The sequence below is a fragment of the Bradyrhizobium sp. 44 genome, assembly GCF_023073095.1.
GTDB lineage: Bacteria > Pseudomonadota > Alphaproteobacteria > Rhizobiales > Xanthobacteraceae > Bradyrhizobium.
In genome coordinates this window covers 36456-62600 of sequence record NZ_JADPIY010000010.1, presented here as the reverse complement: position 1 = coordinate 62600, position 26145 = coordinate 36456, and the positions used below count along the sequence as shown (strand labels likewise).

The window sequence follows — 26145 nt, the reverse complement described above, 5'->3', positions numbered from 1 at the left end:
CCAGCTACGATCCGCCTGAGGTCGCCCCGACTTCGGCCTCACGTGGAATTCGTCGCGGGCGCGGCGGCAAAGAACCGGTTGCCCTCGAACCAGCGCCGGACGAGCTTGCCGCCCGAAAGCTCCACCCAACGATACGTGAAATCCGACGCCACCAGCACCACCGCGATCAACACGAACAAGTTCAGCGTCGCCGGTAGACCGGGATAAATCGATTCGAGCCAGGCGATCGGCTGATGTCCAAATGCCCTGAGGCCGTACTCGGCGAGCAGGATGACGAATGCATGCACCATGTAGATCGAATAGGAGCGCTTGCCGACCCAGATCAGGGGCCTCGTCACCAGCACGCGAGGCACGACTGCCGCATCTGGAAACGCGAGCAAGGATCCCAGGAAGACCGCGAATGTCAGGGGCGTGAGGTAGCTGATCCAGGGCCACGCCTCGATGAAACAGACGTTCACCAGGGCGACGAGGAACGCGGCGAACTGGATAGCGCCTTTGACCGCCGGCCCCATCGTGCGCGGCACGTAGGATACCGCCTTCACCGTGAGCACGCCGAGAAAGAAGCTCGTGAAGCAGCGCAGAATACCGAAATCGTACTGCGCACCGATTTCCTCCCTCCCGATCCACACCGCGAGCGCCAGCCAGCTCGCAACGGAAAGCACGGCCGCCGACACATACAGCCATCGGAGCGAGCCGAGCCGCTGCGCCCCGAGCACGACCAATCCAAACACCAGGTACGTGTAGAACTCGACGCTGATGCTCCAGCTCGGCGCATTCCAGTTCAGATAGTCAAGGAATCCGAGCGATTGCAGCAGGAACACGTTGAGAACGAACGAATACGCATTGTTGACCTCGAACGCGGCTGGCACGGCGACGATCACGCCGAGAGTGACGAGACCGATCCGCAGCAGGCGGAAGAGAAGCAGGGCGATCAGCATGACCAAGTGAAGCGGATAGATGCGGGCAAAGCGGCGCACCATGAAATCGCGCAACGAGAAGCCCCTGAACTCCGATTGCACGTAGCTCATCGACATGACCATGCCGCTGAGAACGAAGAAGAGATCGACGAGAAAGCCTCCGGCCCGGAAATACGAGCACTCGATCCACGGCGGCGTGCTGAAAGCTGCGAGAAAGGTCGGCATCCGTATCACGTGGTGCACGACCACGGTGACCGCGGCTATTCCGCGGATGCTATCCAGCGACAGGACGTGTTCTTTTTCTTGGTGAACCTGCGTCGCCACGTCGACTCCGAGAAATTCTTGCGCTGCAGCATCGGCTTCTAAAGGGCATTGCGCGCGTTGACAACGCCGAAAAACGGGCGCGCCTGCGCGGATTTCGCGCACCTAATTAACCTTGGAGCGACGGCGATATTTGGACCGACAAACGTTTTTGTCCGGGCACGTCGACGGCGTATTTTCGACGCATTCGCGCCGAACACGTGACGCAATCGACACACGGCGTCATTTTTTTCTTGTGAGGATTGCAGCCGACGAATGATCACTTCCGAAAGGGCTGGATTGATGTTTTATCGGCGTTGTCGCGGAGCTCGTCTCCCGTTTCGGTGCGAACGGCCAATCATACCCGTGGGGAGTGCCAGCTGAACATCGTGTCCAGGACGGTCGCGCTCGCGGTTTTCGTGCTGGCGCCGCTGCCGCTCGGATCCACAGACCTGATTTGGATCTGTATCTGGTGCGCGCTGATCGCGGCGAGCCTCGTGACGGCCGACCTCAAGGGCATCGGCCGCGAGGACGTGAGGCTCCTGACGCCGCTGCTCGTCACGCTCGCCATGGTTGCAGCGATCGTCATCATCCAGGAATGGCGCGAGCCGCCATTTGCGCTTGGCAATCCGGTCTGGCAGCTTCCCTCGACCGGGCTTGGAATCCCGGCTCCCAGCCGCATTTCGACAACGGCCAGCGGTCCGTGGCTCGCGCTCGGCTATCCACTGCTGCTTGCGATGGTGTTCATCCGCGCATTCGAAATCTCAACCGACGCGAGCAGCGCACGCCGGCTGCTGCTGATTTTCGCTTGGGCCGGGTGTGCCTACGCGGTGTACGGCATTCTTGCCGAAGTCAGCGACCCCAACGGCCTGTTGTCGAGACGCAAGGAAGCCTATCTGGGCTACGCCACCGGCACTTTCGTCAATCGAAACACCGCCGCGGTCTTTTGGGGCAGCAGCGCGATATTATTTCTGGTCCCGTTGCTTCGCTTCGCCCATCGCCGCGACCATTCGGATGCGCCGGTATCCCCCCGTGTCTCGGACCGCGTCACGTTCTATTCATCTTCGCCAGTCGCTCTCGGCATCGGTTTTACGATCTGCGTGACGGCGACTGCGATGACGGGCTCTCGCGCGGGACTGCTGCTGTCGATTTGTGCACTTCTGCTCGCCTGCGGGCTTTATCTCGCGCCATTGCCGATCGGCAAGCTGCGAAGATGGGGGCTTGCTGCGGGAATCCCCTTGGTGGCGCTGCTGCTCCTCCAACTCGTTGGCGGCGCCGTTGCCGGGCGAATCGGCACTTACGGCCTGATTGATGAGCAGCGATCCAATGCCTATCAGCGCGCCATCGCCATCATCCACGACTATCCGATGCTTGGTATCGGCTGGGGCAATTTCGAGGCAGCTTTCCCGGCATACCGGACCGCGGAGCTCGGAAGTCTTGGAATATGGGACCGCGCCCATTCGACACCGCTGGAGCTTGCGGCGGAGCTCGGCCTGCCCGCCGCCGCCTTTATCGTGGCGTGCACCCTTTGGTATATTTACCTTTTGTTAAGAAGCAGCTTGCGACGAAAGCGTGACCGCTACATACCGCTCGTCGGCGCCAGCGTAGCGGCGCTCGGACTGGTTCATAGTTGCATCGACTTTTCGGTGCAAATACCCGGCTTCGGGGTCTTTTTCGCTGCCATTGTTGGTTGCGGGCTGGCCCAATCGCTCCCGTCCGGATTGCGGAAAAAACGTGGCAAATTTGGACAAAATGAATTATAAAAACAAAAAGAGTTCGGCGGTCATCATGCAATCTGGAAAAGTTCTTTCGGTTCTCCTCGGCGTTGCCGCATTATACGGCACAATCGTCCCATCGTTCGCGGCCACCGGCAACAGCGCTGCGTGCGGATCCAACGCCAACTTGATCTCGGCGGAGCGCGCAAACACGTTTCTCGCAAATCCCGCGGCATTGCTCGACCAGTTCAAGGAAGGTCAGGGCGGCCTAGCCTCTGAAATTCGCGACCTTTTGACCTCGCGGCCCGAGACCGTCGAAGGCATCGTTTCGCTCGCAAGAGCCAGCAATGAGGAACAGAGCCGTGCCATCGGCGCTGGTCTCGGAACTGCGGCTTCCGTTTGTGTTCTGTCGCAACAGGGTGTGGCACAGCTCATCCAGGAAGCGGTCTTGAAGACCGAAAACGCGGCCCTGATCGCGTCTTTCACCAGCATTACTGGCGACATCCAGACAGACGTGACCAGCGGCGCCGATCCCACCGGCGAGACGACCGCCGGCGGCGGGAGCAACGCGGGAGGCGGACAGGGTCGCGGCGGCTCGGCAACATCCGCCGATCCGGTCGTGCTCAATACAAGCGGTGGCAGCGCTCAAGCGCGAACACAGACGTTGTTCACGGCCGCGGCCACGACGACCACATCGCTGATCTCCGTGAGCCCGTCCCGCTGACAACGCTCCTGCGCCCGGCGGAAAGATTTAACCAGCGAAGGTTCCGGGAACCAGTCTCGCGGAGCCGATAAAATTGTAATTTTCGGCAAAACCCGAACCTAATGAGTTCGTTGTATCCCTAGCGCCAAGAAGAGTAGCGAAAAACGGGGATGACTATGAGCTGGATTTTCAAATCTTTCCTGGCGGCGGGGATCGCTTGCGCTGGCGCCGCTGCCAAGGCCGACACGATCATCGACAACCCGCGCGCTGCGGGCTCCTTCATCAGCGAATATGACAACGCGCTTGCACCGCTCCAGTTCGTGAAGTTTTGCATGAACTATGGCACGGAGTGCGAACATGATACGGTTGCGGACCAGCAGATCCCGCCTTCCGGCGAGCGGGCGTCGGCTATGCTGCGCGAGGTCAATCACTCGGTGAACGATGCCATCACGCCGATACAGAAACCGACCAACCCGCTACTCAGGCATTGGACGTTGTCTCCCGCCGCCGGCGATTGCAACGATTACGCCGTGACCAAGCGGCACCGCCTAATCGAGATGGGCTGGCCGAAATCGGCGCTGCGACTTGCAGTTGTCCTCATCGCTGGTGGGCAAGGGCACCTTGTGCTGGTCGTCCGGATGAGCGACGGCGACGTCGTGCTCGACAATCTCTCCTCGTCCGTTCGCCCTTGGAACGCGGCCGGTTATCAGTGGATTTCCATGCAATCCGGCAGCGATCCACGCTTCTGGGTGGCTGTCAGCGAACACGGCGAGCACCTGCGCGCCAGCCGCCTGTCTTCACTGCGGACCCCGTCCTAAGGCATAAGAACCTCAAACGAGCTGATTGATGGGTCCCATCCTGATTGGGACCCATCAACGTTTTCGGTCTCTCATCATGACCTGGGCAAGGCATCAGGCGTATCCGAGGGCGGTGCGCGACCAGAATCCTGTCATCTGCAAGCACTGCGACATGGCGCAGATTTGGACGCTCTGCTAAGAGAGTGCCGTCCGTATAGGCACCTGCCTAAGGCCTTGCAGCTAAGTGAAAAATGACTTGGCAGGACCCACTGTTTCCAGTTATTTTTGCACCGCACAAAAATTTGACATACTTTATCTACATCAAGCGGTTCTTATAAGTCCTTCCAGCGTTAGTCGGTGAACGTAAGCGAGATGGAAGATAACTTGCCTCAGTCGAAGCTGATTGACGCCGGCCGCAGATGGATCATCGGGATCGTCGCGTCGGTCACGATGCTTTGCGGAGCCGCCGGCGCCGCGCACGCGCAGTGTGTCGAGCGCTCGGAGCGAGTTGCGCAAATCGCGCTCGATGCCTTCGTATCTGAGCCAAGCTCTCTCCTGAACCAACTGCGCAACGAGAAAGAAAAACTATCGGGTCGCCTTGAGGGCTACCTTGTCACCGACATATCGGTCCTCAGGTCGGTGCAGGGCCTTACGCGAGCCGCAACTCAGGCCGACCGCGCGTCAATCGGGACGGCGCTCCACCGCGCCGAGATTCGTTGCCGCGCGACCAAGTCCGAGATCGCACGGAAGATCAGCGATTTCGTCGCGAAGATGCACGACAGCGCGGTGCTCGCCGGATATTCGTCCGAGCCCGACGACGTACCGCTTCCGCCGCCAACGACAGCCAACATGCCCAAGCCCGGGGCCAGCATGATGTCGGGCGAATACAAGACCGAACTTGCCGACCCCTTCGCAAGCATGCCGCTTCCCGAATAGCCATTCGAGCGTCCCAACAGATGTTTCAGCCTCGCGATCAATTCCAGCCTCGCGCCAAATACGCTATCGAGCTCGGCGGCACGACTCTCAGCGTCGACCGCGTCATCGACATCCTGCGCCGCCAGTGGCCATTGATCGCCTCGATCGTCGGCGCCGCGCTGGCACTCGTCGTCATCTACCTGCTGGTGGCGACGCCGATGTTCACGGCTAACGCTCGCATCCTCATGGACACCCGCCAGACGCAGGTGCTGGACAAGGATAGCGGCACGTCGAATGCCCTGATCGACACCGGGTTTGTCGACAGCCAGGTCGAGATCCTTCAATCCGACGATCTGCTCCTTTCGATCGTTCGCCGCCTGAAGCTCATCGAGGACCCCGAGTACAACGGCTCCAATCCGGGAGCGGTCGCACAGGTCATCGGGAAGCTCATGTCGCTGTCCGGATCCGACGGCCCTCCGTCGAAGGAACGAATCGAGCGCGCGGCGGTCGAGACCATCCAGAAGAACCTCAAGGTGGAACGGGTTCTGACCACCTACGTGCTCTCGGTGTCGTTCCGCTCCGCCAATCCCGACAAGGCCGCTCTGGTCGCCAATGCTGTCGCGGACGCCTATATCGTCGGGGCGCTCGAGGCAAAGTACCAATCGACCAAGCGCGCCGGCGAATGGCTCCAGCAACGCAGCGCCGAGCTGCGCGAACAGGCGACCGCAAGCGACCGCGCGGTGCAGACCTTCAAGACCCAGAACAACATCGTCGGCACCAGCCGCGGCTTGATGAGCGAGCAGCAGCTGACCGACGTCAACACGCAGCTCGTGCAGGCCCGCGCATCGACCGCAGAAGCCAAGGCTCGCCTGGACCGCATCGATGGAGTGCTCGACAAGGATCTGGTCCAACCGACCGTGACCGACGCCCTCAACAACACCGTGATCACCCGTCTGCGGGCGCAATATCTCGACCTCGCGGCCCAATATGCCGATTGGTCGACCCGCTACGGCAAGACTCACCAGGCGGCGATTAATCTGGCGAATCGCATGGACGAGTTGCGCAAGGCGATGGCCGACGAGGTGCGACGTATCGCTGACGCGTATCGCAGCGAATACGAGATCGCCAAGAGCCGCGAAAAATCGCTCGAAGACAATCTCAATAATCTCGTCTCTCAGGCCGGCAGCACCAGCCAGGCCCAGGTCAAGCTGCGCGACCTCGAGAGCGCGGCCGACACCTATCGCAATCTCTACAACAGCTTCCTCGAGAAGCTCCAGAACGCGACGCAGAACCAGAGCTTCCCGATCAGCGAAGCGCGCATCATCGGCACCGCCGTCAAGCCTGACAAGAAGAGCTCGCCGAAAACGTTGCTGGCGTTGATTGGCGGCCTGTTCGGCGGATTGTGCTTCGGCTTCGGCGCTGCCTTCGCCAGGGAATTGCTCAGCGACGTGCTGAGGTCGCCGAATGACGTCGAAGAACTGCTCGGCGTGAAGTGCCTTGGCGTTCTTCCGGACATTCGCGCCGCGGGCCAGCTTGTGAAGGCCGCGGACGGCTCGGCGGCGGATGCAGCGATCTCAAGCTATGTCGTCGACCACCCGTTCTCGCGATTTGCCGAGACGCTGCGAAATATCAAGGTTTCGATCGATGTCGCGCGGCTACAGCGTGAGGTCAAGGTGATCGGCATCCTGTCGTCTCTGCCGAAGGAAGGAAAGACGACGGTCGCGGCCAATTTCGGTCACCTGACCGCGCTGACCGGACATCGCACGCTGCTCATCGACGGCGACCTCCATACAAGGTCGCTCACGCGAGAGCTCGCCCCTCACGCCAAGAGCGGCCTGGTCGAAGCCCTGAAGGATCCTCACTCGTTCGGCTATCATATCCAGCGCAGCAAGGAGAGCGGCCTGGACTTCCTGCCCTCCTTCGTCGCCTCACGAATGGTGAACTCTGCGGACGTCATCGCATCCAAGTCGATGGCGGAGCTGCTTGCGGTGGTGCGCGAGGAGTATGAATACATCATCATCGACCTGGCGCCGGTGATGCCGGTGTCGGACGCCAAGGCCGTCAGCCACCTCGTCGACGCGATGGTCTATGTGATCGAGTGGGGTCGTACCAGTCGCAACGCGCTGCAGGAGTCGATGGCCAGCTCCGAGGCTATCCAGAAGAAGCTGCTGGGCGCCGTTCTCAACCGGGCCAATCCGAAGATGCTGAAGCGGATCGAGGCCTATAAGGGCTCGCATTACGGCAGCTATTATGTCGAAGGAGCCTAGCGCGCCGGTTGCGCGCCAGCGGTCGGAGCGGGGTTATCGCCGGCTTCTGCTCGGCACCAACGTCGCTCTCGCGGCCTGCGCAATGGCATGGGTCGCATACGTTGCACCCAATCTGACGTCTCCCGCGATTCCACAGATTGCCGGCCGGATTTCGCGCGGTGAGCAATACGATCTGGATCGGCTCAGGCAAATCGTGGTGGAGAACCTGCCGGCTGCACGGCGGCAATGCGGCGCCAAGACGATGCGGGAGCTTCTGTTGCTGCAACTTGCCATCGCCGATGAGTCGATGCGCAGCGACAGCATGAAGCAGGCTGACGCCGATACCGAAGCCGTTGCTTCCTCAAGCCGTGCGCTGCTGCTGTGCGCCCCCTCCGAAGGGCTTGGTTGGCTTGGCAGCTACTGGTCGGCAATACGTCGGGAAGGCTTTGGGCCGCGAACGGCGGCTCTTCTCGGCCTCTCCTACGGATTCGCACCTCACGAAGCCTGGCTCCAGCTCATTCGCGCACCACAAGCTCTTCGCGTCTACGGCGCGCTGTCGCCGGAGCTGAAGATCAATGCGATCCAGGACTTCACCGACATCTTTGGAGCGCGCCTGTTCCCGAGCGCGGCCGCCCTCTATCAGGCCGCGGCGACGAGTGCCCGTGCCGATCTTCTCGAGCGTACATGTAACGCGCCGGAAATCGACCGGGAGCTATTTCGGCGTTACGTCACGGACAAGGGCTTGCAACTCCGACATCGCTGCTACCCTTCGGACGACCGACCTGCATATTTGCAGGACTAGCTGGATCCTGCACCCTGTGCGGGGAAATCCGGCACGCTCCTGTCGATGAGGCAGCACGCGCCGGAGGTAATTGAAGAGGGTCTTAGTAGGCTTCCTGATGGATCAGTGCCAGCGCGGTCTTCAGGATGATCCTGATGTCGAGCCAGATGCTCCAATTGCTGACGTACCAGACGTCGTACTCGACCCGCTTTTCCATCAGATCGATGGTCGGGGTCTCGCCGCGGAAGCCGTTGACCTGGGCCCAACCGGTCAGGCCCGGCTTCATGTGATGCCGGTAGACGTAATTGCTGATGAGCTCGTCGTAGTAATTGTCATGCGCGAGCGCATGCGGGCGCGGCCCGACCAGCGACATCTCACCGCGAAGGACGTTCCACAGCTGCGGCAGCTCGTCGATGCTGGTCCGCCGCAACACGCGACCGACCCGCGTCACCCGCGCGTCACTCTTCGTCGCCTGCGTGACGACATGACCGTTCTCCGCCACCGTCATGGAGCGGAACTTCCAGATCTGGAACTGCTTGCCGTTGAAGCCGCGTCGGGACTGTCTGAAGATCACGCGGCCCTTCGAATCGAGCTTGATCATGATCGCGGCCGTCACCAGCAGCGGCGCCAGCAACAGCAGTGCGAACGAGGCAAGGCCAATGTCGAGGCAGCGCTTCTGCGCCCGCTCGAATGCATTCAGCGGTGCGCGCTGGATCTCGATCGCGACCGTGCCGCTGACGGGCTGGAACGGACGCGAGACCAGATCGGCAATCGGAAAGTCCGGCAGAAGACGGATCGGCTGCGGAACCACGCGCAGGTGCTGAGTCAGCTTCTGGAGAAGAGGCATTTCGTCCCAGTCGACGACCAGGAGATATTCTTCCACATTCGCTGTCCGCGCCTGACGGACGATATCGCGAATCTCGCGATCCCAGCCGGTGCCCTCTTCGGAAGGCTCGAGCACGAAGTGCCGCACGACGTTGAAGCCGTGCTTGCGCAGATCCTTGAAGCGGCTCGATGTGAAATCTAGGGGCTTGAGGCTGAGGAGGACCACTTTCCGGTCGACCAGCCGACCCTTGGCATAGCTTGACGTGAGCGCCAGGCGCCACAGCACGCGGAGACCGCCCAAGGCAATGCCACCGGTCGCGGCAAACAACAGGGTGGTCCCGCGCGACAGATCCGCGGACGATTTGAGCAGGAAAGCCTCGACCGCGAGAATGGTCAACGAGATCAGCCAGACCGCCAGAGCCTTGCGCAGCTGCCAGATCGTGCTCAAGAGGCGATGATGATCGTAGACACCCTGGAAGTACGCGATGGTCACGAACACCGCGCCGACGACGAGACCTGCTCCGACGGACGAATCCTGTTCGGTCACGAGAATGCGATAAAGACCGTTCGCCACGAAATAGCTGAGCAGCACCGCGATGAAGTCACCGGCGATCAAGGCTACCTGCAGGGGCCTCTGGAGGGCACCGCGTCGGTTCGATAGAGCCGAATAGTAATTTTCCGAACCGTAAGTTGCTACAGCCATTCCGAGCCTCGCTGCCTCGTCACGCGTCGCAATAAGGATGCGAGCAATCGATCGAATTCGTCGATGTGACACAAAGTATATCTTAACTAAACAAAGCGACATTGCGGCAGTGCAACGAAAAAATCAAATCGATTTTCATGCAATACTACGCGGCAATAATGGGACGCTCAAAATCCTGTCACACCTGTGACAATTATGCGGGCATCTCGCCGCGTTGGTTAACAAATCACGGCGTATTCGCGCAGAATTGCGTGCGCATTTGAACGGCTGTTCAACCATGCCGCTTAAGCCGGTATTAGGCCGCCGCCATTAACACTCGTGACCAATTCAAGGAGTTGTGTCGTGAGTACCGTTGCCGTTTTCAGCCTGTTGATCGGATCGTTGCTGGGAGGCCGATTCCGAGTCTTCATCCTGCCGCCCGCCATCGTTCTCGGTGGGGCCATCCTCGGTGCGGGCTCGGCCTGGCGGGGATATGATTCGACTCACACCGTTGTTACGATTCTCGTCTTTGCGGTGGTGCTCCAGCTTGGTTATGTCTGCGGCGCGGTTCTGCTCCGCGTGCGGGCGGCCGCCTATCGCAGCAAGGCCGCGCCATCGTTCGACAGCCAAAGCTTCGGCTAATTCGGCGGGAGAGCGCCGGGATCGACGATTCGCGAGGACCCGCGGATGATCGATCAGGCGCACGAATGAGCATTCACGAGCAGAGGTAGAAAAAAAGCGGCCCGTGGCGGCCCGATTTCGTCGATAATGTATTGACATCTCGGGCGAAGGTCTCTGAAGAGTTGGACCCCATGCCCACGACCGCGCCTCCAAATTCGCCCCGGCCGAAACTACCGAACGGCGTGCGCATCTATGCGATCAGCGACATCCACGGCTGCGCGCATCTGCTCGAACAGATGTTCGCCGTCATCGACGCGGACATGGCGAACAGCCGGCCTTATCGCGCGATCGAGGTGTTCCTCGGCGACTATATCGATCGCGGTCCGGACTCCCGCCACACCCTCGATCTCCTGATCAGGCGCAGCCGCCACCGCAACACCGTCTTTCTCAAGGGCAATCACGAGGCCTATGTCGCCTCGGTACTGGAGGACCCCTCGCGCGCCCCTGAATGGTTTCAGATCGGCGGACTCCAGACCTTGATGTCATATGGCGTGTCGGCCGCGCCAGGCCTCAGCAAGGACGAGCAGTCCGATCTCGTGCGCGAGCTCGCATCCGCGATGCCGCCGGAGCACGTCAATTTCCTGCGCCGGTTGCGACCGACATTCACATGCGGCGACTTCTTCTTCGTCCATGCAGGGGTGCGTCCGGGAATTCCGCTCTCCGAACAACGCGAGGCGGACCTGCTGTGGATCAGGGACGAATTCCTCCAGAGCAAGCGGCGCTTCGGCAAATACGTCGTGCACGGTCACACGCCGGTGCGGCAGGCCGAGCTGCTCGAGAACCGTGCCAACATCGATACCGGGGCCTATGCCACGGGAAATCTGACGCTGCTGTCCATCCAGGGCAACAGCATGCTCGCGATCTAGCCGCAACGGCTCGCCGTGGCGCTTTGCGCTGCGCCGAACCTTAGTTGGTGGAGCTTGCCGGAGTCCGGCACTCCGGAAAGCGGCTCAGCATCGCCGCCTTCAGGAACCTGAAATGAGCAATCGAGGCGCCGAGCTCCTTGAGCCGTCGCTGGCCGTTCAAAATCTCCTTGTCGAACAGATCCTGATGGTGATTGTCGAGCGCCTCACGTTCGAGATATTCGTCATCGCCATTGCCGAAGGTCACGGCGGCACGCGCCAGCACGTCTTCCACCCGGCGGTTCAGGCCCGACTGTTCCCGCTCCGCCGCGTGCAGGGCGTCCTCGATCGCGATCATGATCGCTTCGATGCGCGTGTGATCGGTCTCGGCGTCACGCTCGGGCGAGCGCGCGCGGAACGTCTGCTCCCCCCCGAAACGGTCCTTCAGGAAGTTATGGGTGCGGGCCCGCAGGAAGAGTTGAAACATGCGTGCATTTTCCGGTTCGAGGCGCCAGACCAGAAAATGGGTCCGGGATGGTTAATAAAGGTTCAATCCTCCGCGACTCTCTGCCCGGCTTTGCGCCATCCAGGCCTTCCAGGCGCCCTCGTGCTTCTCGTAGAGCTCGAGCCGCCGCCGCTCGCCGGCATCCGACCACAAATCACGGCCGTGGAAGGCGTCGTGCACGCCTCCCTGGCCGAGCACCTGCCCGCTGTCGAGCCGCTCGAACTCGAACGTCTCCTCGGGCGTCAGGCCGATCAGGACCCGCCGGCCCTTCGCATCGACGAAATATCGCCGGGGTGCATTGTTCGTTGTCGGGCCAGTCATGGTCGGGCCAGTCATGGCGTCCCCCGCGATTTCATCATGATCCACGCCCCCCGCCGCGGCGCCCGCCGCAAGTGGATCGCACGCTGATTGTAAATCCTCAGTGTGCACGCCACGCCTTTGCGACAGTCTCATCTTCGAGTTGTGTCGAGATCATGGTGAGCGCCGCTGATTTTCTCGTCATGCCAGCGATTTTTTGGGCAGCATCGTGCATGCGAAGCGAGCGGCCGCGCGCCTCAACCGAAAAACCAGAGGAACAATTTCACCAGCAATAGCGTGATGAAATACACCCAGCCCGCCATCGCGATCAGCGCAACGATGAAAAACGCGCCCTCAAATGCCCGCTCTCTGATCTTGGAGAGAGGAAGTGCCGCTCGCGCCTTCTGAAGCATCTCGGTCTTTGCTCGTGGTTGTTTACGCGCGACCGTAGCCGAACGAATTCGACGATCTCGTGACGAGCCGCCTGAGAAAAGCGCGATGCGCTCATCGGGACCGTTGTCGGATGCATGCGTCACGATTGGATCGTTTCTCGATGGAAGCCATTGCGATCACCGCCATGCGATGATTCAATTCATCGTTGATTCCGCGACGTGCCGTCATGATGACGATTCCAAGTCGCGCGCAAGTGATCACGGCGAGATGATGTCTCCCGTTGGCGCGAAGTCCGCCACCCGTGGGACCGGTTCGCATCCACCGCGCCATTCATTGTCAGTCGAGGTGACCGGCAGGGGCTTCGCGCACTTATGAACGGCGTGGTCCTGGCAGGGCGAAGGGTTCCCGGCTCGACGCCGCCACCGCCATGGTTTTCGAAACAGATTCCGTCTGTCGTTGATGAGCCGATGATCCATCGGCGCTGCTCGCGTATCGGGTATCCTCATCATCACGGCGTCGCAGGACCGGCCGCCGCTCGGCGACCGCTCTCCGATCGGTGCGCGCATCAGCAAAACTCCGTGATTATACGGAACGTCAACCGGCCAATTCATCGCGGTAAGGTTGAACGGTTAGCTTAACCGGCGTTGTTTGTTGCGAACGCCGCAGGATCGCATATCCATCTTCGCACTGGGCTTCCCAGACCCGGCCCCACCCAGGCACACCCGTCGAGCGCACGTGGGTCCGCTTGGCGGCTTTGTCTTTGTGTCGACGAGAGGATGATTTCGGTTATGGCGCGCAGGCCCTGGTCGTTCAAGGAAGACCGCCGGCTGATGGAGTTGGCCAAGTCTTCAACTTCGCTGGAAGCAGCGGCGAAACTTCTCGGGCGCCCACCCGATGCCGTCAAGCGCATGGCCCTGCGCCTCGGCCTGTCGCTGAAGTCCAAGAGCTCCAAGAAGAGCTAACTGACCCTGCGCGACGCATCATGGACGGGCGCGTCTGCCTCATCGACCGAGGAACGGAAGACGCCGATCGACCCAGCCCGAACGCCTTCAGCGCTCTCGATCTCTCCGCTTCTGGATGTTAAGCTATCCGGCGACAAAGGTTGAATGTCGTCCCTTTCCGGCGGAAGATCGTCCCGCGATTGGCTTCGATACCGCTCGTTCGTTGTTGGAGGAATGCATCATGTTGTCCCGCGCACTCGCCGTAGCTTTGCTCCTGGTTTTGCCTTCAGTGGCGTCGGCGCAAGTCCCCGTGCGGTTAGGATTTCCGAATGGCGCGCCATGGTGTGCCTTTGGTTTCGATTGCAGATTCATGAATTACCGGGAATGCACGGACTGGATCTATGATCCCGCGCGAAACTGCCTCAAGAATCCCTACTTCGCAGCTCACTACCCGACCAATGTCGACAAGGGCTGGTCCTACAATCGGCGTTGAACGTCGATTTCCGCGGACACTTCGGGGCGCCCCGTGAACCTCGGTTCATGCCATCGAAAGTTTTTGAACCTTAACGATGTTCTTGGCTTTCGAGAGCGACGATCCGGCCGAACGGCTATGCTGGCGGCATGCGCCGCAACCATCTCATCGCAGCCGCGGCAATCTGCCTCGTGCTGATCATCTATGCCACGGTCGCCAAGCTCGCGGGCAGGCCAGCGCTCGCGGGCCATGCGGAAGCCTATTGGGTCGTGGTGATCGAGCGCTTCAGCGCCTACGGCCTCTTGGGCTTCCTTCTGTCTTTCCTGCTGCCGGGACGGCTCAAACTGGCGTGCGCCTTCGTGGTCGCCGTCGCAATCGGGCCCGAGGTCTTGCAGGCGGTGACGCCGGATCGAGATCCCCATTTGATCGACGTCTTGCAAAAGGTCGCAGGCGGCACCGTCGGCGTCCTTGTGGCTCAAACCATTCTGACTTTCCTGCCGAGACCACCGTCATAAAGGGCGTTGAGACTGGAATGAACCGCCATCGCTTATGAGCTTTTTGCTTCGAAAAAACTACCGGTCACTGCCGAATGGACGCGCTTACGCCACTCCGCGCCCGAGGCTCGCCGGCTCAGCGGCGACTGCTCCTGAAATCTGCCGATGCGCGTCGCGCAACGCTGCGACCGCATCATCGAGGTCGAATTCGGCTTCGCGAATGGCCTCGAAGAACCGGGCCATCAGGGCGGGGTTCAGCTTGACGCGGGTGTTCCCGTCGCGGCTCTTGCGGCGATCGAGCGACAGATGCAGCGCCTGCATCCTGGCCTCGACGGCGCTGCATCCCCCGAGTCTTCCTAGTTCGTCGTATGTCATCCAGATTTGAGGCATGTCCCTGTCCGTCTTTTGCTATGAGGCTCAGGCTAGATTTCATATCTGAAGGCTCGGTTTCCACGTGCCGTCTCTAAGTGCTTTCGTGACAACAGCGTCAATGCAAAGCTAAAAGGCAGATAGCGGAAATCCCCGAAAAAGTGCGCACTATTTGCCGCAAGCAGTTGCTTGGATCATTGTTGATTTTGCTTTAGGCTGCCTCCAGCGAAACAGCTTAGAGGCGACATGACCAACCGACCGACTGTCCTCGTTACGGGAGGCGCGGGCTATATCGGCTCGCATGCCTGCCGCGCCCTGACCGCCGCCGGCTATCAGCCCGTCGTTTATGATAATCTGTCGACAGGTCATCGCGGCTTCGTCGCCGGTCCGCTGGTAACAGGCGATTTGCTCGACGGCGCCACGCTGGCGCGCGCCTTCGCCGAGCACAAAATCACGGCGGTCATGCATTTCGCGGCGGCGAGCCTCGTCGGCGAGTCCATGACCGACCCGCAAAAGTACTACATCAACAATGTGCAGGGTACGCTGTCGCTATTGCAGGCGATGCGCAATGCGGGTTGCCATCGTATCGTGTTCTCCTCGACCGGCGCCGTCTACGGCAACGCAGACTCCAAGGAACTGCCGGAAGATTTCCCCTGCGCGCCGATTAACCCCTATGGCGCATCGAAGTGGATGATCGAGCGCATGCTCGCCGATTACCGGTCGGCCTACGGCTTCGGCGCGTTCTGCCTGCGCTATTTCAACGCCAGTGGCGCCGATCCGGCCGGCGGCATCGGCGAATTGCGCGACAACGAAACCCATCTCATTCCGCGCGCCATGATGGCGTTACAGGGCCATGTGGATTTTGCCGTGTTCGGTGAGGACTACGACACGCCCGATGGCACCGCGATCCGCGACTACGTTCATGTCACCGATCTCGCCGCAGCGCATGTCGCGGCGCTGAAACTGCTGGAACAAGGGCATGCCGGCGGCAGCTTCAATCTGGGCACCGGCTCCGGCTTTTCGGTGCGGGAAATCCTGGCCGCCATCAGGCAGGAGACCGGGCGCGAGGTGCCCCACACCGTCAAGCCGCGCCGCGCCGGCGATCCCACCTATCTGGTTGCCGATCCCTCCGCAGCGCGAAAAGTGCTGAGCTTCGTGCCGCGACATTCGGATCTACCGACCGTGATCCGCACCGCCTGGGCCTGGCACCAGAGGGCTCATCCGATTAAGCAGTCCTGACAACATCGTCGAAGTCGATCAGGCGGGATGAGACGTTGCCTTATGGTCTACTCCGTTCTGAACCAAGCGATCCCGGCGCAAACGGATGGCGCGATCGCGAGCGGCCGTCGAGCCCCTTGGGCAGCTTGTCGGCATTGAGCTTCACGACCGCACCTCTGGTGTCGGGGGCCGGCACCTCGTCCTGGCTGTAGATTAGCGTCGCCTCGAAGGTCATATCAGGGGCCTGCTCGGCCGTTCCGGAACAGGTCGCCATCGCGCCGCTGCACACGCCCGAGAGCTTGACCTCGACCTCGTCGAGCCCGAACACGGTCGGCGGCCCCTCGGCATGTCGCCGCGTGGTCAGAACCGCCGTGAAGCGCTGCTCGTCGATTCGGTAAGAGCCGCCATAGGTGAAGAAGCTGTCGCTGCCGGAGATTCGTCCCTCCGCCAGATGCACGACGCCCGTGCCCTGACCGCGCGGGGTCCTGAACCAGGCCGCATATTTGCCGTCTCTCAGCATGAAAATATCCGCCGTAAAACTCAGAACGCATTTGCAACCAATACTAGGGCGCGACAATGATCCGCGCGGAGAGCATTCCGCCACGGTTAACACCCTGGAAAGCGAGCCAGTCAAATTGCTACCGACGCGCAGCGACGCGGGCAGCGCAGGCTCCTCCGCACAGCGAGCAAGAAGGCTGGACCTCGTTACATACCGCGCTAAAAACGATCGGCGTGCCGACCTCGTTTGGCAGCTTGCATATAACCGCTATCAACTCAGCCTTCGTGACAGCTAGCCTTCCTGTCGCGCTGGGAGGAAGTGGTCGAGATCGCCGCCGGTCAGCAGGCGACGCCGTATCAGAAGACCGAGGCCACGCTCGCGCCCATTACAGGTATAGAGAGTGCAGCGGAGGGCCACCCGGTCGAGGCCGTCCCAGCCGAATGAAATTATCCATCCGGCCAACAGCTTGCCGGCGCACTGTTTTCTCCGGTCGCCGGTTTGAACCTCTTCCTGATAGAGTGCACCAATATCTGAGAGTGATTCCGGTCACACTTGCCTGGGCGTTTCGCTGCTAAGCATCGGCCCTGGACGGGGACCGGGCAAATATCGGTCGAACTGGATGAGATTTCCCATGAAAAGCCTGATCGGCGCTGTTGTCGGCGCGTGCTGTCTTGCCCCCGCTTTGGCGGAAACGCCGGCCGCCATCGTCGAGGACGTGCAAGGCAAGGTCGACGGCGTCGCGTTCATGGATTATGTGGCGCCGGGCAAGATCATCAAGCTGGGCCCCAAGGCAACCATTACGCTCAACTATCTCAAATCGTGCCAGCGCGAGACCATCAGCGAAGGCGTCGTCATGGTCGGCACCGAGCAGAGCACCGTGCAACTCGGCGAGGTCAAGCGGGAAAAGGTGCCCTGCGATACCAACGCGGCAAAACTGTCGGAGCGGGAGGCGAACCAGAGTGCCGCGACGACCTTCCGCACTATGCGATCGGACGCCAAGGGCAGCGCTCCGGCCAAGCTGCCGACGCTCTACGGCATCGCGCCGTTGGTGCAGGCCAAGAGCGGCAGCACCCTGGTGATCGAACGCACCGATGGCAAGGAGCCCACCATCAGCGTTCCCCTCAAGAGCGAGACAATGGTCGGAGGCAAGTTCTATGACTTCGCCAAGGCCGGGAAGTCGCTGACGCCGGGCGGCAGCTATCTCGCCATCCTCGGCACCAAGCGTTACGCCTTCCAGGTCGATCCCAGCGCCACGTCGAAGCCGACGCCGATCGTCGGGCGCCTGCTGCGGCTCGAATAGGCAGCTAGCGACAGGGCGATGCGGCGGATCGGCAGACGGGACATCGTTGCAGCGATCCTGATTGCGCTTCTTGCAGGCGCCATCCTGACGTCTCCGCCGTTGCAGACGCTGCAGGGCCTGTCACTCGACATCCTCACGGCACTGCGCGGCAAGCTCGTCGGCGACCAACGAGATCTCGGGACATCACCGGTCGTCGTCGTGGCCATCGACGGCGAGACCTACGACACTCCGCCGTTCAAGGGATCGCCAACGCAGACCTGGACGCGCGAGATCGGCCGGGTTCTCGGCAGCATCGACGACGGCGGCGCCAAGGTCATCGGCTTCGATGTCATCTTCCCGAGCTCGATCGAGCAGTCGGAGATTCCCTTCGGCGACGCCTCGCTGGGCAGCCGCATGAGAGGCTTCGATCGGGACTATCTCATCGCCCTGCGGAAGCTTTCCGACAACGGCAAACTGGTGCTCGGTGAAATCCTGAGCCACGACCGTCAGGAAAGGCCCGACCGCGCCCAGCAATTGGCGGTGAGAAACAATATCCGCGCCCTCAACGTCCATACCGACACCGACGACGTGATCCGGCGGATGCCGCTGAGCTTCTCGATCGACGGCAAGCCGGTCCCCGCGATGGCGGTCGAGCTCGCCGCGCGCGCGCTCGTAGTAAAGCCCGAGATTGCACCGTCCGGAACGACCGAATTGTCCGGTTATGCAATTCCGAGCGCGGTACCGAATACACTGGCGCTCAATTTTCGAGGACTGGGCCGCGACATTCCGACTTTCTCCTTCGCCGATCTGCGAGCCTGCGTCGAAAAAGGCGACCGCGATTTCTTCCGCCGCGCCTTCGGCGGCAAAATCGTGCTGCTCGGCACCGCCCTGAATTTCGATGATCGCAAGCTCACCTCGATGCGACTGTCCGGCGGATACGACGGAACGCCGGGGCCACGATGCGCCCAACCCGCTCCGGCAAGCACCGCACAAAAGGCCCGCAGCGACATCGCCGGTGTCTTCGTGCATGCCAACGCGGTGCGAAATCTGATCGAACGCGATGCGGTGACCGAGCTCGGCTTTCCACTGCGGAGCATTCTCACCATCGCGTTCGCAGCGATCGTGGCCTGCGCGGCCTGCGTGCTTGCACCGGGTGGCGCACTGATCGCATGGCTCGGCCTCACCGCGGTATACGCCGCCGTGGCCGTCAGTGCATTCGTCTATGCCTTGGCGCTGCCGCTGACGGAGCCGGCACTCGCAAGCCTTGCCGCGCTCGCGATGGTGATCGGCTACCGTTTCGTTCTGGCCGATCGTGACGAGCGTTTCCTGCGCAAGAGCTTTGCGTTCTATCTCGCGCCCGAGGTGATCGAGACGATGGTGGCCTCCGGCAAGATGCCGGCGCTCGGCGGCGAAATGCGCAACGTCACCATGTTCTTCTCCGACCTGAGCGGCTTCTCCTCCATCGCCGAGACGATGACGCCGGGCGAGCTGGTGACGCTGATGAACGAATATCTGTCGGCGATGACCGACATCATCGAGAGCCATGGCGGCTATGTCGACAAATATATCGGCGATTCCATCGTCGCCATGTTCGGTGCGCCCGCCGACGATCCCGCGCATGCGCGCCACGCCGTCCATGCCGCGCTGAAATGTCACGCAAAGCTGGCAGAGCTCAACGCCGGCAGCGCCGCTCTCGCCGGCCGCGGCCTGTCGCACCGCATCGGGCTCAACAGCGGCGAGGCCGTGGTCGGCAATATCGGCTCCCGCCGCCGCTTCAATTACACCGTGATGAGCGACACCGTGAACGTCGCTTCGCGGCTCGAAGGCGCCAACAAATACTACGGCACCGCAATCATGGCCTCGGAATCGACGATGGCGCAGACCGGCGACGGCTTCGCCTGGCGGGAACTCGATGCGATCCGGGTGCTGGGGCGCGGCGAGGCGATCAGGGTATTCGAGCCGCTCGCGGACAAAGGCGCGGAGAGCGCCGGGCAGAAACAGGTGGCCGCGGCTTACGCGGAAGGACTGGCCTGCTGGCGGGCGCGGGAGTTCGCAAAGGCGGCTGACGCGTTCGAGGGCGTAGCCAAGTCTGATCCGCCATCGTCGAAGTTCGCGAAACGCGCGAGAGCGCTCATCGAAAATCCTCCCCTGCCAGAGTGGACGCCGGTCAATACGCTGGAAGGGAAATAACGGTCGTCACTCGGCACGACGTCATCTCTCACCCGGAGAGAAAGCATCCGCGCTCGCATCCTTAAAACGGCAACCCCACGTAATTCTCCGCCAGCAGACGCTGGGCCGTTTCGGACGAAAGGAGGTATTCCAGTTCAGTCTGCTGGAGCCGGTCCTCGTATTCGAGCCGGTCGGGGAAGCGATGCAGCAGCATCGTCATCCACCACGAGAAGCGTTGCGCCTTCCAGATCCGCGCCAGCGCCTTGGCGGAATAGCCCTGAAGCCCGGAATCGTCGCCGTTCTGATAGTGCGCGAGCATGGCGTGGTAGAGATAATAGATGTCGGAGGCGGCGCTGTTCAGCCCGCGCGCTCCGGTCGGCGGCACGATGTGGGCGGCATCGCCGGCGAGAAACAGGCGGCCGTAGCTCATCGGCTCGGCGACGAAGCTGCGCAACGGTGCGATGCTCTTCTCGATCGACGGTCCGGTAATCAGGCGGCCGCCGACCTCGTCCGGCAAACGACGCTTCAGCTCGGCCCAGAACGCATCATCGCTCCAGTCCTCCACCTTGTCGGTGAGCGGCACTTGGACGTAGTAGCGGCTCAGCACTTGCGACCGCAGGGAACACAGCGCGAAGCCGCGCTCGTGCTTCACATAGATCAGCTCCGGCGACACCGGTTTCGTGCGCGACAGCACGCCGAGCCAGCCGAACGGATAGATCTTCTCGTATTCCCGCAGCACGTCCTTCGGGATCGACTTGCGGCTGACGCCGTGAAAGCCGTCGGCGCCGACGATATAGTCGCAATCCACTCGGACGGTCTCGCCATTCGAACGATAGGTCACGTAAGGCCGGTCCGAGGTCAGGTCATGCGGCGTCACGTCCTCGGCGTTGTGCACGACGTTGCCGCCGAGGCGGTCGCGCGCCTCATAGAGGTCGCGCGTCAGCTCGGTCTGGCCGTAGACCAGCACCGAATTGCCGCCGGAGTGCTTATGGAGGTCGATCTGGGAGAGCACCCCGTCATGGGCGATCTCGAATCCCTTGTGGATCTCGCCCTCGCGGTCCATCCGCTCGCCGCACTGAGCCTCGCGCATCAACCTGGCGAAGCCGTGCTCGAGCACGCCGGCACGGATGCGGGCAAGCACGTGGTCGCGGCTGGATTTTTCCAACACGACCGTGTCGATACCCTTGAGGTGCAGGAGCTGGGACAACAGCAGCCCGGACGGCCCGCCGCCGATGATACAGACCTGGACTTTCATTTTTTCGTCCTCCTCTGCACTTTCTTGCAGATCCAGCGCCGCTGACCGATGGAGGCTTCCGTCTTTGTCTTGTACTATTCGAACATGAGAAGCGCAGCCCCCGCCCCGGCAATCCGGGTCTACAATCTGTTCGGCGAGTCCGGCGATCTGCCCGATGTCGTGCATTGCGAGACGATAGCGTCGCGTTCGGTGCTGCACGATTGGACGCTGGCCGTGCACCGCCATGCCCGGCTGCACCAGGTGCTGCTGATCGAGCGCGGCGGCGGCGAAGCCACGCTCGACGGCCGCGTGGTGCAGCTGAAGCCGATGCAGATCGTCAACGTGCCTGTCGGCCACGTTCATGGCTTCCGGTTCGTGCCTGACACCCAGGGCTGGGTGCTGACCATCGCCGCGGAAATATTGGACGAAGCGCTGCTCGCCTCCGAAGGACTGCGCGGTGCCTTGTCGCGCTCGGCCGTGATACGCGGCACCCCCCAGATCCGGACCACCATGAAGCAGATCTTTGCCGAACACGCCGCGCGCGATTTCGGCCGGGCGCATGTGCTGCGTGCACTGTCGGCGGCCATGATTGGGCTGGTGGCTCGCGCGCTCACCGGCGAGAGCGGTGGCAACGGCACGGCTGAAAGCGGACTATTCCGCCGCTTCGAGGCGCTGCTGGAACAGCATCATCTGGAACGCTGGAGCGTTGCGGGCTATGCGGGTGCGCTGTCGATTACGCCGACCCATCTCAACCGGATGACGCGGTCAGCAACCGGCGACACCGCCTCGCACCTGATCCTCAACCGGCTGATCCGCGAGGCGCGGCGCAACCTCGTCTACACCAATTTGCCGGTCTCGACGATCGCCTATGCGCTTGGCTTCGAGGACCCCGCCTATTTCAGCCGGGTCTACGCCGCCGCCACGGGCGTGTCACCGCGCGCCTTTCGCGCGCAGCTCCACGGCGAGGAGACCTAAGACGATCACACGTCGAAGAACACCGTCTCTTCCGGCCCCTGCAAATTGATCGTGAAGGAGTACACGATCTTGCCGGCGCGTTCGCTGCGCTTTGCGATCAGAGTCGAGCGCCGGACCGGCTGCTCGATCAGGTTGAGCACGGGGTCGGCGGCGTTGGCAGCCTCTTCGTCCGAGAAATAGAGGCGCGTGTTCAGACCGATGTTGATACCGCGCGCGACGATCCAGACATTGATGTGCGGAGCGCCCTTGCGGCCCGTCTTGTCGATGATCGCGCCCGGTTTGATGGTCTCGAAGGTGACGAGACCACTCTCGAAGTCGGAGCCGGCGCGGCCCCAGCCACGAAATTCCTCGTCGAGCGCGCCGGTCGACCGGTCGGCCGGATGGTTGTAGCGGCCGGCCGCGTTGGCCTGCCAGATCTCCAGCAGCACGTCGCGCAGCGGCGTGCCGCTGCCGTCGATCACCTTGCCCTCCAGCGTGATGCGTTCGCCTTGCGTGTTCGGCGTCACCAGCATGTTGGAGAAATTGTTCTCGAAAATGTCGAAGCCGGCCATGGCCGGGATCAACCCGATATGCACGTAGGGCCCGGCCGTCTGCGACGCGGTTTCCTTGAGGTAGTTGAGCGGCTGCGGCATGGACTTAGTTCCCTGCGGTGCGATTTTCAAAGTAAGTGGAGCGCTGGCCGCGCAAGACGATGTCGAAGCGGTAGGCGAGCGAGTCGAACGGTGTGGATGCGTTGAGGTCGAGCGGCGCGACGAGACGCTCCAGCGCGTCCTTGTCCGGGATCGTCGTCAGGATCGGGCAGACCGGGATCAGGGGATCGCCCTCAAAGTACATCTGGGTGATCAGACGCTGTGCAAAGCCCGAGCCGAACACCGAAAAGTGGATGTGAGCGGGACGCCAGCTGTTGACGTAGTTGCGCCAGGGATAGGGTCCCGGCTTCACGGTGCGGAAGTAATAGTAGCCGGTGTCGTCGGTCAGCGCGCGGCCGCAACCGCCGAAATGCGGATCGACCGGCGCCAGATACGTGTCCTTCTTGTGCCGGTAGCGGCCGCCGGCATTGGCTTGCCAGAACTCGACCAGCGTGTTCGGCACGCCGCGGCCGGTCTCGTCCAGCACGCGGCCGTGGACGATGATGCGCTCGCCGACGGGATCGCCGTCCTTGGCGTAGTTGCGGATCAAATCATTGTCGAGCGCGCCGAGGTCGTTGTGACCGAACACCGGCCCCGTGATCTCCGAGACCGAGTTCTCAAGCGACAGCAGCGCCTGGCGCGGCGAACGTAGCACCGACGATTTGTAGCCCGGCGCGTGTGCGGGCGGATGCATGGAACGGTCGCGTTGGAAGAAGCCGCCGTCACGGAGCGGCGGCGTGAACGGCTCGGGGTGGTTGAGGCGGGGATCCCGCAAGGCTGGCGCCTGGACATGCATCGGCGTTGTCTCTCCCTGTGGCGCCCCGTTTGGGCGCACGACTTATCGGGAGATGATGGCGCCGGCTATTCTCAAGATAAATAGATCGATTATAATGAATTCCATGAACAAAATCGATCATTTGGCGCTTGATGGCTACGCGCTGGAGCTGTTCCTGGCGGTGCTGGAAGAGGGCTCGGTGACGGCCGCCGCAACGCGGCTCGGCCTGACGCAATCCGCGGTCAGCCACGCCCTGAACAAGCTGCGGCGGATCGTCGGCGATCCGCTGTTTGCCAAATCCGGCCGCGGCATTGTGGCCACGGCGCACGCCCAGGCGCTCGCGGCAAAGGCGCGAGCGCTGATCGACGAGATGCGGAGCTTTGCCGGCGGCGTCACGTTCGAGCCGGCGAGCGCGCAGCTTTCGCTGACAATCGCCGCGAACGACTTCCAGCGCGACCTGCTGCTGCCGCGGTTCTTCGATCATGTCGCCGTGCAAGTGACGAGCTTGAACCTGCGCGTGATCCCCTCGCAGTCGCCCTCGCCCGCGATGCTGCGCGAAGACCGCTGCGATCTGCTGATCACGCCGCTGCCGCCATCCGGCGTGGACATCGTGCAGAAGCGCCTGCTGCAGGACCATTACGTTTGTTACTATGACCCCAAAGCGCGTGCCGTGCCGGCTACGCGCGGCGCCTATCTCGCGGCTCGTCACATCACGGTGGTCTACACTGACAATGAGCGGCTCGACTTCGATCGCCGGCTTGCAGCCAACGGCTTCCACCGCGACATCGCGATCTCCGTGCCGAGCTTCTCCGGCGTGCCGTCCTTCCTGCGTGGCTCGCAGATGCTGGCGAGCATGCCGAGCCTGCTGGCGCCCGGCGTGATGCACGGCTTCGCGCAGGTGCGGATTCCGCTGGCCTCGCGCACGCGAACCCTGGCCGAGCTGCCGATGTTCATGGTCTGGCACCAGCGCTATCAGAAGGACCCGGCGCATCGCTGGATCAGAAGCCAACTCGAGACCGTGGCGGCGACGGCCTCGCACCCCTGAACACGCGGGCTGCGGCGCATAAGCCACACCCAAGTCCGGAAACGACTCTTCGAATGCGGTAGCCGGTCGAGTTCAACCGAACGGTTGATGCACGTTGTGTGATTCCGCGCCACGGTCGCGCAACTGGTGCGACGAGGTGAATATAATGAAGAAGAATCTTGCGGCGCTCATGCTGGGCGCGACCGCGGCATGGACGGTCACCAGCGCCACCGCCGGAGAAATCGAAGACGTCAATGCGCGCCTCGAGGTGCTGGAAAGGCAGAACGCCGCGATCCGCAAGGAAAATGCCGCGTTGCGCGCGAACCAGCAGTTGCGCGAAGAAAATACGCGGCTGAAATCGCAAGGCGAACGCGCAACGAGCGAACCTGCCAGGACCGGGGCCCGATCACACCAGGACAATTCCGCATTCCGGGCGGTCACTGCTGTTTCGCAACAGGCCAGAAATCCGTTGCAGGCGTATGCCGCAGACCTACCGGTCAAGGCACAACTGCTTGCCGGTCCGGGACAGTTCAGGGCCTGGATCGAAGGCGGCGCCATCTTCAGCGGCGGGGATCCGATATCAGACACTTACGGTCTCACCGGACAGTTCGACCTGACGCCAAAGGTCGGATGGGAAACGGCTGCTGGCTTCGATTATCGCTTCGCCGGATCTCCCTGGCACATCAGCGGCCAGTTCCGCTACGGCGAGGGAGGCAAGAGCACCGGCCTGGACTCACTGACGCAAACAATCGTCGTTGGCGCTGCGAGCCAGACAGGCACGGAAATCTTCGCCAATACCTACAAGGAAACCCGCTGGCTCGCCGATCTCGCGGTGGGACGCGACATCGCCGGCAGCGGACCGAGCACGCTTCAGCTGAAGGCCGGCCTTCGCGTTGCCGAATTCGTCACCCGGAGCTCAAGCTCGGACGTCCAGGCCGCGACCAGCACTGGTGTTGCGTTGCCTGGCTTTCCGGCGATCACCAGCTTTTCCACAACGCTCTCGACATTGCGCGATACGCGCGCGAACTTCCTCGGCGCGGGACCACTCATCGGTGTCGAGGGCTCGGTCCCATTTGGCGGCAAATTGTCGTTCGATTATGCCGGCGACGCCGCCCTGCTACTCGGCCGGCAGCAGTCGGCGACCAGTTCGTCGACCCTGTTCTCGGTAACGCCGTCGGTCCTTTCTCCCCTCTTTCCAGTCGCGAATACGCTCTCGACGAGCAACGATCGGTTGTTTGCCGGGGTGCTCAGCGCCGACATTCAGGTTGGCGTCTCCTATTGGATGACGCAGAACCTGAAACTCGGCGTAGGCTATCGGCTCGATGCGTTCATCAATGTGTTCAACCAGGCAGGCTCCTCCAACTCCGGTCTGACGCCCGACCGCTACACGCACGGCCCCCGCGTCACGCTCACGGGAGCGTTCGACGCCATGTAAGCCACCCGGACCGTGCGCAGACCGGTTCGCGAA

Annotated in this window: 27 protein-coding genes; 17 read left to right on the top strand and 10 right to left on the bottom strand. The window is 62.0% G+C overall.

Annotation, left to right across the window (positions count from 1 at the left end):
- Nucleotides 1-38: 38 nt before the first annotated feature.
- Entirely contained in the window at nt 39-1343 is a 1305-nt protein-coding gene (locus tag IVB41_RS09710) for an acyltransferase (RefSeq protein WP_247430331.1), read from the bottom strand.
- 263 nt (nt 1344-1606) lie between these two features.
- Here IVB41_RS09710 and IVB41_RS09705 point away from each other — a divergent pair, with 263 nt between their 5' ends.
- The 6 genes from IVB41_RS09705 to IVB41_RS09680 all read left to right on the top strand — a co-directional run bounded on the left by IVB41_RS09705 (nt 1607) and on the right by IVB41_RS09680 (nt 8395).
- The gene (locus tag IVB41_RS09705) at nt 1607-2980 is read left to right on the top strand and encodes an O-antigen ligase family protein (protein ID WP_247430327.1); all 1374 of its coding nucleotides are present in this window, start codon (nt 1607-1609) and stop codon (nt 2978-2980) included.
- Complete coding sequence (locus tag IVB41_RS09700; RefSeq protein WP_247430324.1) at nt 2952-3656, top strand: hypothetical protein; 705 nt, start codon at nt 2952-2954, stop codon at nt 3654-3656. The genes IVB41_RS09705 and IVB41_RS09700 overlap by 29 nt, the downstream gene beginning before the upstream one ends.
- Before the next feature lie 155 nt (nt 3657-3811).
- Nucleotides 3812-4453, top strand: a complete 642-nt coding sequence (locus IVB41_RS09695; RefSeq protein ID WP_247430321.1) for a transglutaminase-like cysteine peptidase — start codon at nt 3812-3814, stop codon at nt 4451-4453.
- A 363-nt stretch (nt 4454-4816) separates the two neighbouring features.
- Nucleotides 4817-5368: a hypothetical protein gene (locus IVB41_RS09690; protein ID WP_247430318.1), complete on the top strand. Its 552-nt coding sequence runs from the start codon at nt 4817-4819 to the stop codon at nt 5366-5368.
- 20 nt (nt 5369-5388) lie between these two features.
- Nucleotides 5389-7614, top strand: coding sequence for a GNVR domain-containing protein (locus tag IVB41_RS09685; protein WP_247430316.1), 2226 nt, complete (start codon nt 5389-5391; stop codon nt 7612-7614).
- The gene (locus IVB41_RS09680) at nt 7598-8395 is read left to right on the top strand and encodes a hypothetical protein (RefSeq protein ID WP_247430313.1); all 798 of its coding nucleotides are present in this window, start codon (nt 7598-7600) and stop codon (nt 8393-8395) included. Before IVB41_RS09685 ends, IVB41_RS09680 begins: the two co-directional genes overlap by 17 nt.
- An 82-nt stretch (nt 8396-8477) precedes the next feature.
- Here the strand turns inward: IVB41_RS09680 and IVB41_RS09675 are convergent, their stop codons facing one another.
- On the bottom strand, nt 8478-9902 hold the full coding sequence (locus tag IVB41_RS09675; protein WP_346770808.1) for an undecaprenyl-phosphate glucose phosphotransferase: 1425 nt from the start codon (nt 9900-9902) through the stop codon (nt 8478-8480).
- Nucleotides 9903-10244: 342 nt separating this feature from the next.
- Between IVB41_RS09675 and IVB41_RS09670 the strand changes: the two genes are divergently transcribed.
- Nucleotides 10245-10523: a hypothetical protein gene (locus IVB41_RS09670; RefSeq protein WP_245287787.1), complete on the top strand. Its 279-nt coding sequence runs from the start codon at nt 10245-10247 to the stop codon at nt 10521-10523.
- A 170-nt stretch (nt 10524-10693) separates the two neighbouring features.
- Nucleotides 10694-11428: a metallophosphoesterase family protein gene (locus IVB41_RS09665; protein ID WP_247430307.1), complete on the top strand. Its 735-nt coding sequence runs from the start codon at nt 10694-10696 to the stop codon at nt 11426-11428.
- Between the two features lie 40 nt (nt 11429-11468).
- Here the strand turns inward: IVB41_RS09665 and IVB41_RS09660 are convergent, their stop codons facing one another.
- The 3 genes from IVB41_RS09660 to IVB41_RS09650 all read right to left on the bottom strand — a co-directional run bounded on the left by IVB41_RS09660 (nt 11469) and on the right by IVB41_RS09650 (nt 12742).
- On the bottom strand, nt 11469-11891 hold the full coding sequence (locus IVB41_RS09660) for a hypothetical protein (protein WP_027567877.1): 423 nt from the start codon (nt 11889-11891) through the stop codon (nt 11469-11471).
- A 51-nt stretch (nt 11892-11942) separates the two neighbouring features.
- Entirely contained in the window at nt 11943-12245 is a 303-nt protein-coding gene (locus tag IVB41_RS09655; protein ID WP_247430304.1) for a hypothetical protein, read from the bottom strand.
- Between the two features lie 218 nt (nt 12246-12463).
- A complete protein-coding gene (locus IVB41_RS09650; RefSeq protein ID WP_155809740.1) occupies nt 12464-12742 on the bottom strand; it encodes a hypothetical protein in 279 nt (92 codons plus the stop codon).
- Between the two features lie 645 nt (nt 12743-13387).
- On the opposite strand from IVB41_RS09650, the gene IVB41_RS09645 reads away from it, so the two are divergent.
- From IVB41_RS09645 to IVB41_RS09640, 3 genes are all read left to right on the top strand, one after another.
- Complete coding sequence (locus IVB41_RS09645) at nt 13388-13561, top strand: hypothetical protein (RefSeq protein WP_247430302.1); 174 nt, start codon at nt 13388-13390, stop codon at nt 13559-13561.
- A gap of 349 nt (nt 13562-13910) precedes the next feature.
- Nucleotides 13911-14033 carry a hypothetical protein gene (locus IVB41_RS35595; RefSeq protein WP_256464224.1) on the top strand — a complete coding sequence of 41 codons (123 nt, stop codon included), beginning with the start codon at nt 13911-13913 and terminating at the stop codon, nt 14031-14033.
- A 128-nt stretch (nt 14034-14161) separates the two neighbouring features.
- The gene (locus IVB41_RS09640) at nt 14162-14527 is read left to right on the top strand and encodes a VanZ family protein (protein ID WP_247430299.1); all 366 of its coding nucleotides are present in this window, start codon (nt 14162-14164) and stop codon (nt 14525-14527) included.
- Nucleotides 14528-14611: 84 nt separating this feature from the next.
- Here IVB41_RS09640 and IVB41_RS09635 read toward each other — a convergent pair whose 3' ends face one another.
- Nucleotides 14612-14827, bottom strand: a complete 216-nt coding sequence (locus IVB41_RS09635; RefSeq protein WP_247430296.1) for a hypothetical protein — start codon at nt 14825-14827, stop codon at nt 14612-14614.
- A gap of 294 nt (nt 14828-15121) precedes the next feature.
- Between IVB41_RS09635 and galE the strand changes: the two genes are divergently transcribed.
- Nucleotides 15122-16114, top strand: coding sequence for a UDP-glucose 4-epimerase GalE (galE, locus tag IVB41_RS09630; RefSeq protein ID WP_247430293.1), 993 nt, complete (start codon nt 15122-15124; stop codon nt 16112-16114).
- Nucleotides 16115-16154: 40 nt separating this feature from the next.
- On the opposite strand, the gene IVB41_RS09625 is transcribed toward galE, so the two are convergent.
- Nucleotides 16155-16613, bottom strand: a complete 459-nt coding sequence (locus IVB41_RS09625; RefSeq protein ID WP_247430282.1) for a hypothetical protein — start codon at nt 16611-16613, stop codon at nt 16155-16157.
- Nucleotides 16614-17223: 610 nt separating this feature from the next.
- Between IVB41_RS09625 and IVB41_RS09620 the strand changes: the two genes are divergently transcribed.
- Both IVB41_RS09620 and IVB41_RS09615 read left to right on the top strand, forming a co-directional pair.
- Nucleotides 17224-17892 carry a hypothetical protein gene (locus IVB41_RS09620; protein ID WP_247430279.1) on the top strand — a complete coding sequence of 223 codons (669 nt, stop codon included), beginning with the start codon at nt 17224-17226 and terminating at the stop codon, nt 17890-17892.
- 18 nt (nt 17893-17910) lie between these two features.
- Nucleotides 17911-20061 carry an adenylate/guanylate cyclase domain-containing protein gene (locus IVB41_RS09615; protein WP_247430276.1) on the top strand — a complete coding sequence of 717 codons (2151 nt, stop codon included), beginning with the start codon at nt 17911-17913 and terminating at the stop codon, nt 20059-20061.
- A 61-nt stretch (nt 20062-20122) separates the two neighbouring features.
- Here the strand turns inward: IVB41_RS09615 and pobA are convergent, their stop codons facing one another.
- On the bottom strand, nt 20123-21295 hold the full coding sequence (gene pobA / locus IVB41_RS09610) for a 4-hydroxybenzoate 3-monooxygenase (RefSeq protein WP_247430273.1): 1173 nt from the start codon (nt 21293-21295) through the stop codon (nt 20123-20125).
- Nucleotides 21296-21343: 48 nt separating this feature from the next.
- On the opposite strand from pobA, the gene IVB41_RS09605 reads away from it, so the two are divergent.
- Entirely contained in the window at nt 21344-22249 is a 906-nt protein-coding gene (locus IVB41_RS09605; protein WP_247430269.1) for a helix-turn-helix domain-containing protein, read from the top strand.
- 5 nt (nt 22250-22254) lie between these two features.
- On the opposite strand, the gene pcaG is transcribed toward IVB41_RS09605, so the two are convergent.
- Both pcaG and pcaH read right to left on the bottom strand, forming a co-directional pair.
- Nucleotides 22255-22881, bottom strand: coding sequence for a protocatechuate 3,4-dioxygenase subunit alpha (pcaG, locus tag IVB41_RS09600; protein ID WP_247430266.1), 627 nt, complete (start codon nt 22879-22881; stop codon nt 22255-22257).
- A 4-nt stretch (nt 22882-22885) separates the two neighbouring features.
- Nucleotides 22886-23674, bottom strand: a complete 789-nt coding sequence (gene pcaH, locus IVB41_RS09595) for a protocatechuate 3,4-dioxygenase subunit beta (protein WP_247430262.1) — start codon at nt 23672-23674, stop codon at nt 22886-22888.
- 94 nt (nt 23675-23768) lie between these two features.
- Between pcaH and IVB41_RS09590 the strand changes: the two genes are divergently transcribed.
- Both IVB41_RS09590 and IVB41_RS09585 read left to right on the top strand, forming a co-directional pair.
- The gene (locus IVB41_RS09590) at nt 23769-24698 is read left to right on the top strand and encodes a LysR family transcriptional regulator (protein WP_247430258.1); all 930 of its coding nucleotides are present in this window, start codon (nt 23769-23771) and stop codon (nt 24696-24698) included.
- A gap of 169 nt (nt 24699-24867) precedes the next feature.
- A complete protein-coding gene (locus IVB41_RS09585) occupies nt 24868-26112 on the top strand; it encodes an Lpg1974 family pore-forming outer membrane protein (protein ID WP_247430255.1) in 1245 nt (414 codons plus the stop codon).
- Nucleotides 26113-26145 lie beyond the last annotated feature (33 nt).

Excerpts from the sequence above, each read along its gene's own strand:
- IVB41_RS09695 (WP_247430321.1), top strand. The coding sequence starts at position 3,812 with ATGAGCTGGATTTTCAAATCTTTCCTGGCGGCGGGGATCGCTTGCGCT.
- IVB41_RS09685 (WP_247430316.1), top strand. The coding sequence starts at position 5,389 with ATGTTTCAGCCTCGCGATCAATTCCAGCCTCGCGCCAAATACGCTATC.
- IVB41_RS09680 (WP_247430313.1), top strand. The coding sequence starts at position 7,598 with ATGTCGAAGGAGCCTAGCGCGCCGGTTGCGCGCCAGCGGTCGGAGCGG.
- IVB41_RS09675 (WP_346770808.1), bottom strand. The coding sequence starts at position 9,902 with ATGGCTGTAGCAACTTACGGTTCGGAAAATTACTATTCGGCTCTATCG.
- IVB41_RS09665 (WP_247430307.1), top strand. The coding sequence starts at position 10,694 with ATGCCCACGACCGCGCCTCCAAATTCGCCCCGGCCGAAACTACCGAAC.
- IVB41_RS09660 (WP_027567877.1), bottom strand. The coding sequence starts at position 11,891 with ATGTTTCAACTCTTCCTGCGGGCCCGCACCCATAACTTCCTGAAGGAC.
- IVB41_RS09655 (WP_247430304.1), bottom strand. The coding sequence starts at position 12,245 with ATGACTGGCCCGACCATGACTGGCCCGACAACGAACAATGCACCCCGG.
- IVB41_RS09645 (WP_247430302.1), top strand. The coding sequence starts at position 13,388 with ATGGCGCGCAGGCCCTGGTCGTTCAAGGAAGACCGCCGGCTGATGGAG.
- IVB41_RS35595 (WP_256464224.1), top strand. The coding sequence starts at position 13,911 with ATGAATTACCGGGAATGCACGGACTGGATCTATGATCCCGCGCGAAAC.
- IVB41_RS09640 (WP_247430299.1), top strand. The coding sequence starts at position 14,162 with ATGCGCCGCAACCATCTCATCGCAGCCGCGGCAATCTGCCTCGTGCTG.
- IVB41_RS09635 (WP_247430296.1), bottom strand. The coding sequence starts at position 14,827 with ATGCAGGCGCTGCATCTGTCGCTCGATCGCCGCAAGAGCCGCGACGGG.
- galE (WP_247430293.1), top strand. The coding sequence starts at position 15,122 with ATGACCAACCGACCGACTGTCCTCGTTACGGGAGGCGCGGGCTATATC.
- IVB41_RS09625 (WP_247430282.1), bottom strand. The coding sequence starts at position 16,613 with ATGCTGAGAGACGGCAAATATGCGGCCTGGTTCAGGACCCCGCGCGGT.
- IVB41_RS09620 (WP_247430279.1), top strand. The coding sequence starts at position 17,224 with ATGAAAAGCCTGATCGGCGCTGTTGTCGGCGCGTGCTGTCTTGCCCCC.
- IVB41_RS09615 (WP_247430276.1), top strand. The coding sequence starts at position 17,911 with ATGCGGCGGATCGGCAGACGGGACATCGTTGCAGCGATCCTGATTGCG.
- pobA (WP_247430273.1), bottom strand. The coding sequence starts at position 21,295 with ATGAAAGTCCAGGTCTGTATCATCGGCGGCGGGCCGTCCGGGCTGCTG.
- IVB41_RS09605 (WP_247430269.1), top strand. The coding sequence starts at position 21,344 with ATGGAGGCTTCCGTCTTTGTCTTGTACTATTCGAACATGAGAAGCGCA.
- pcaG (WP_247430266.1), bottom strand. The coding sequence starts at position 22,881 with ATGCCGCAGCCGCTCAACTACCTCAAGGAAACCGCGTCGCAGACGGCC.
- pcaH (WP_247430262.1), bottom strand. The coding sequence starts at position 23,674 with ATGCATGTCCAGGCGCCAGCCTTGCGGGATCCCCGCCTCAACCACCCC.
- IVB41_RS09590 (WP_247430258.1), top strand. The coding sequence starts at position 23,769 with ATGAATTCCATGAACAAAATCGATCATTTGGCGCTTGATGGCTACGCG.
- IVB41_RS09585 (WP_247430255.1), top strand. The coding sequence starts at position 24,868 with ATGCTGGGCGCGACCGCGGCATGGACGGTCACCAGCGCCACCGCCGGA.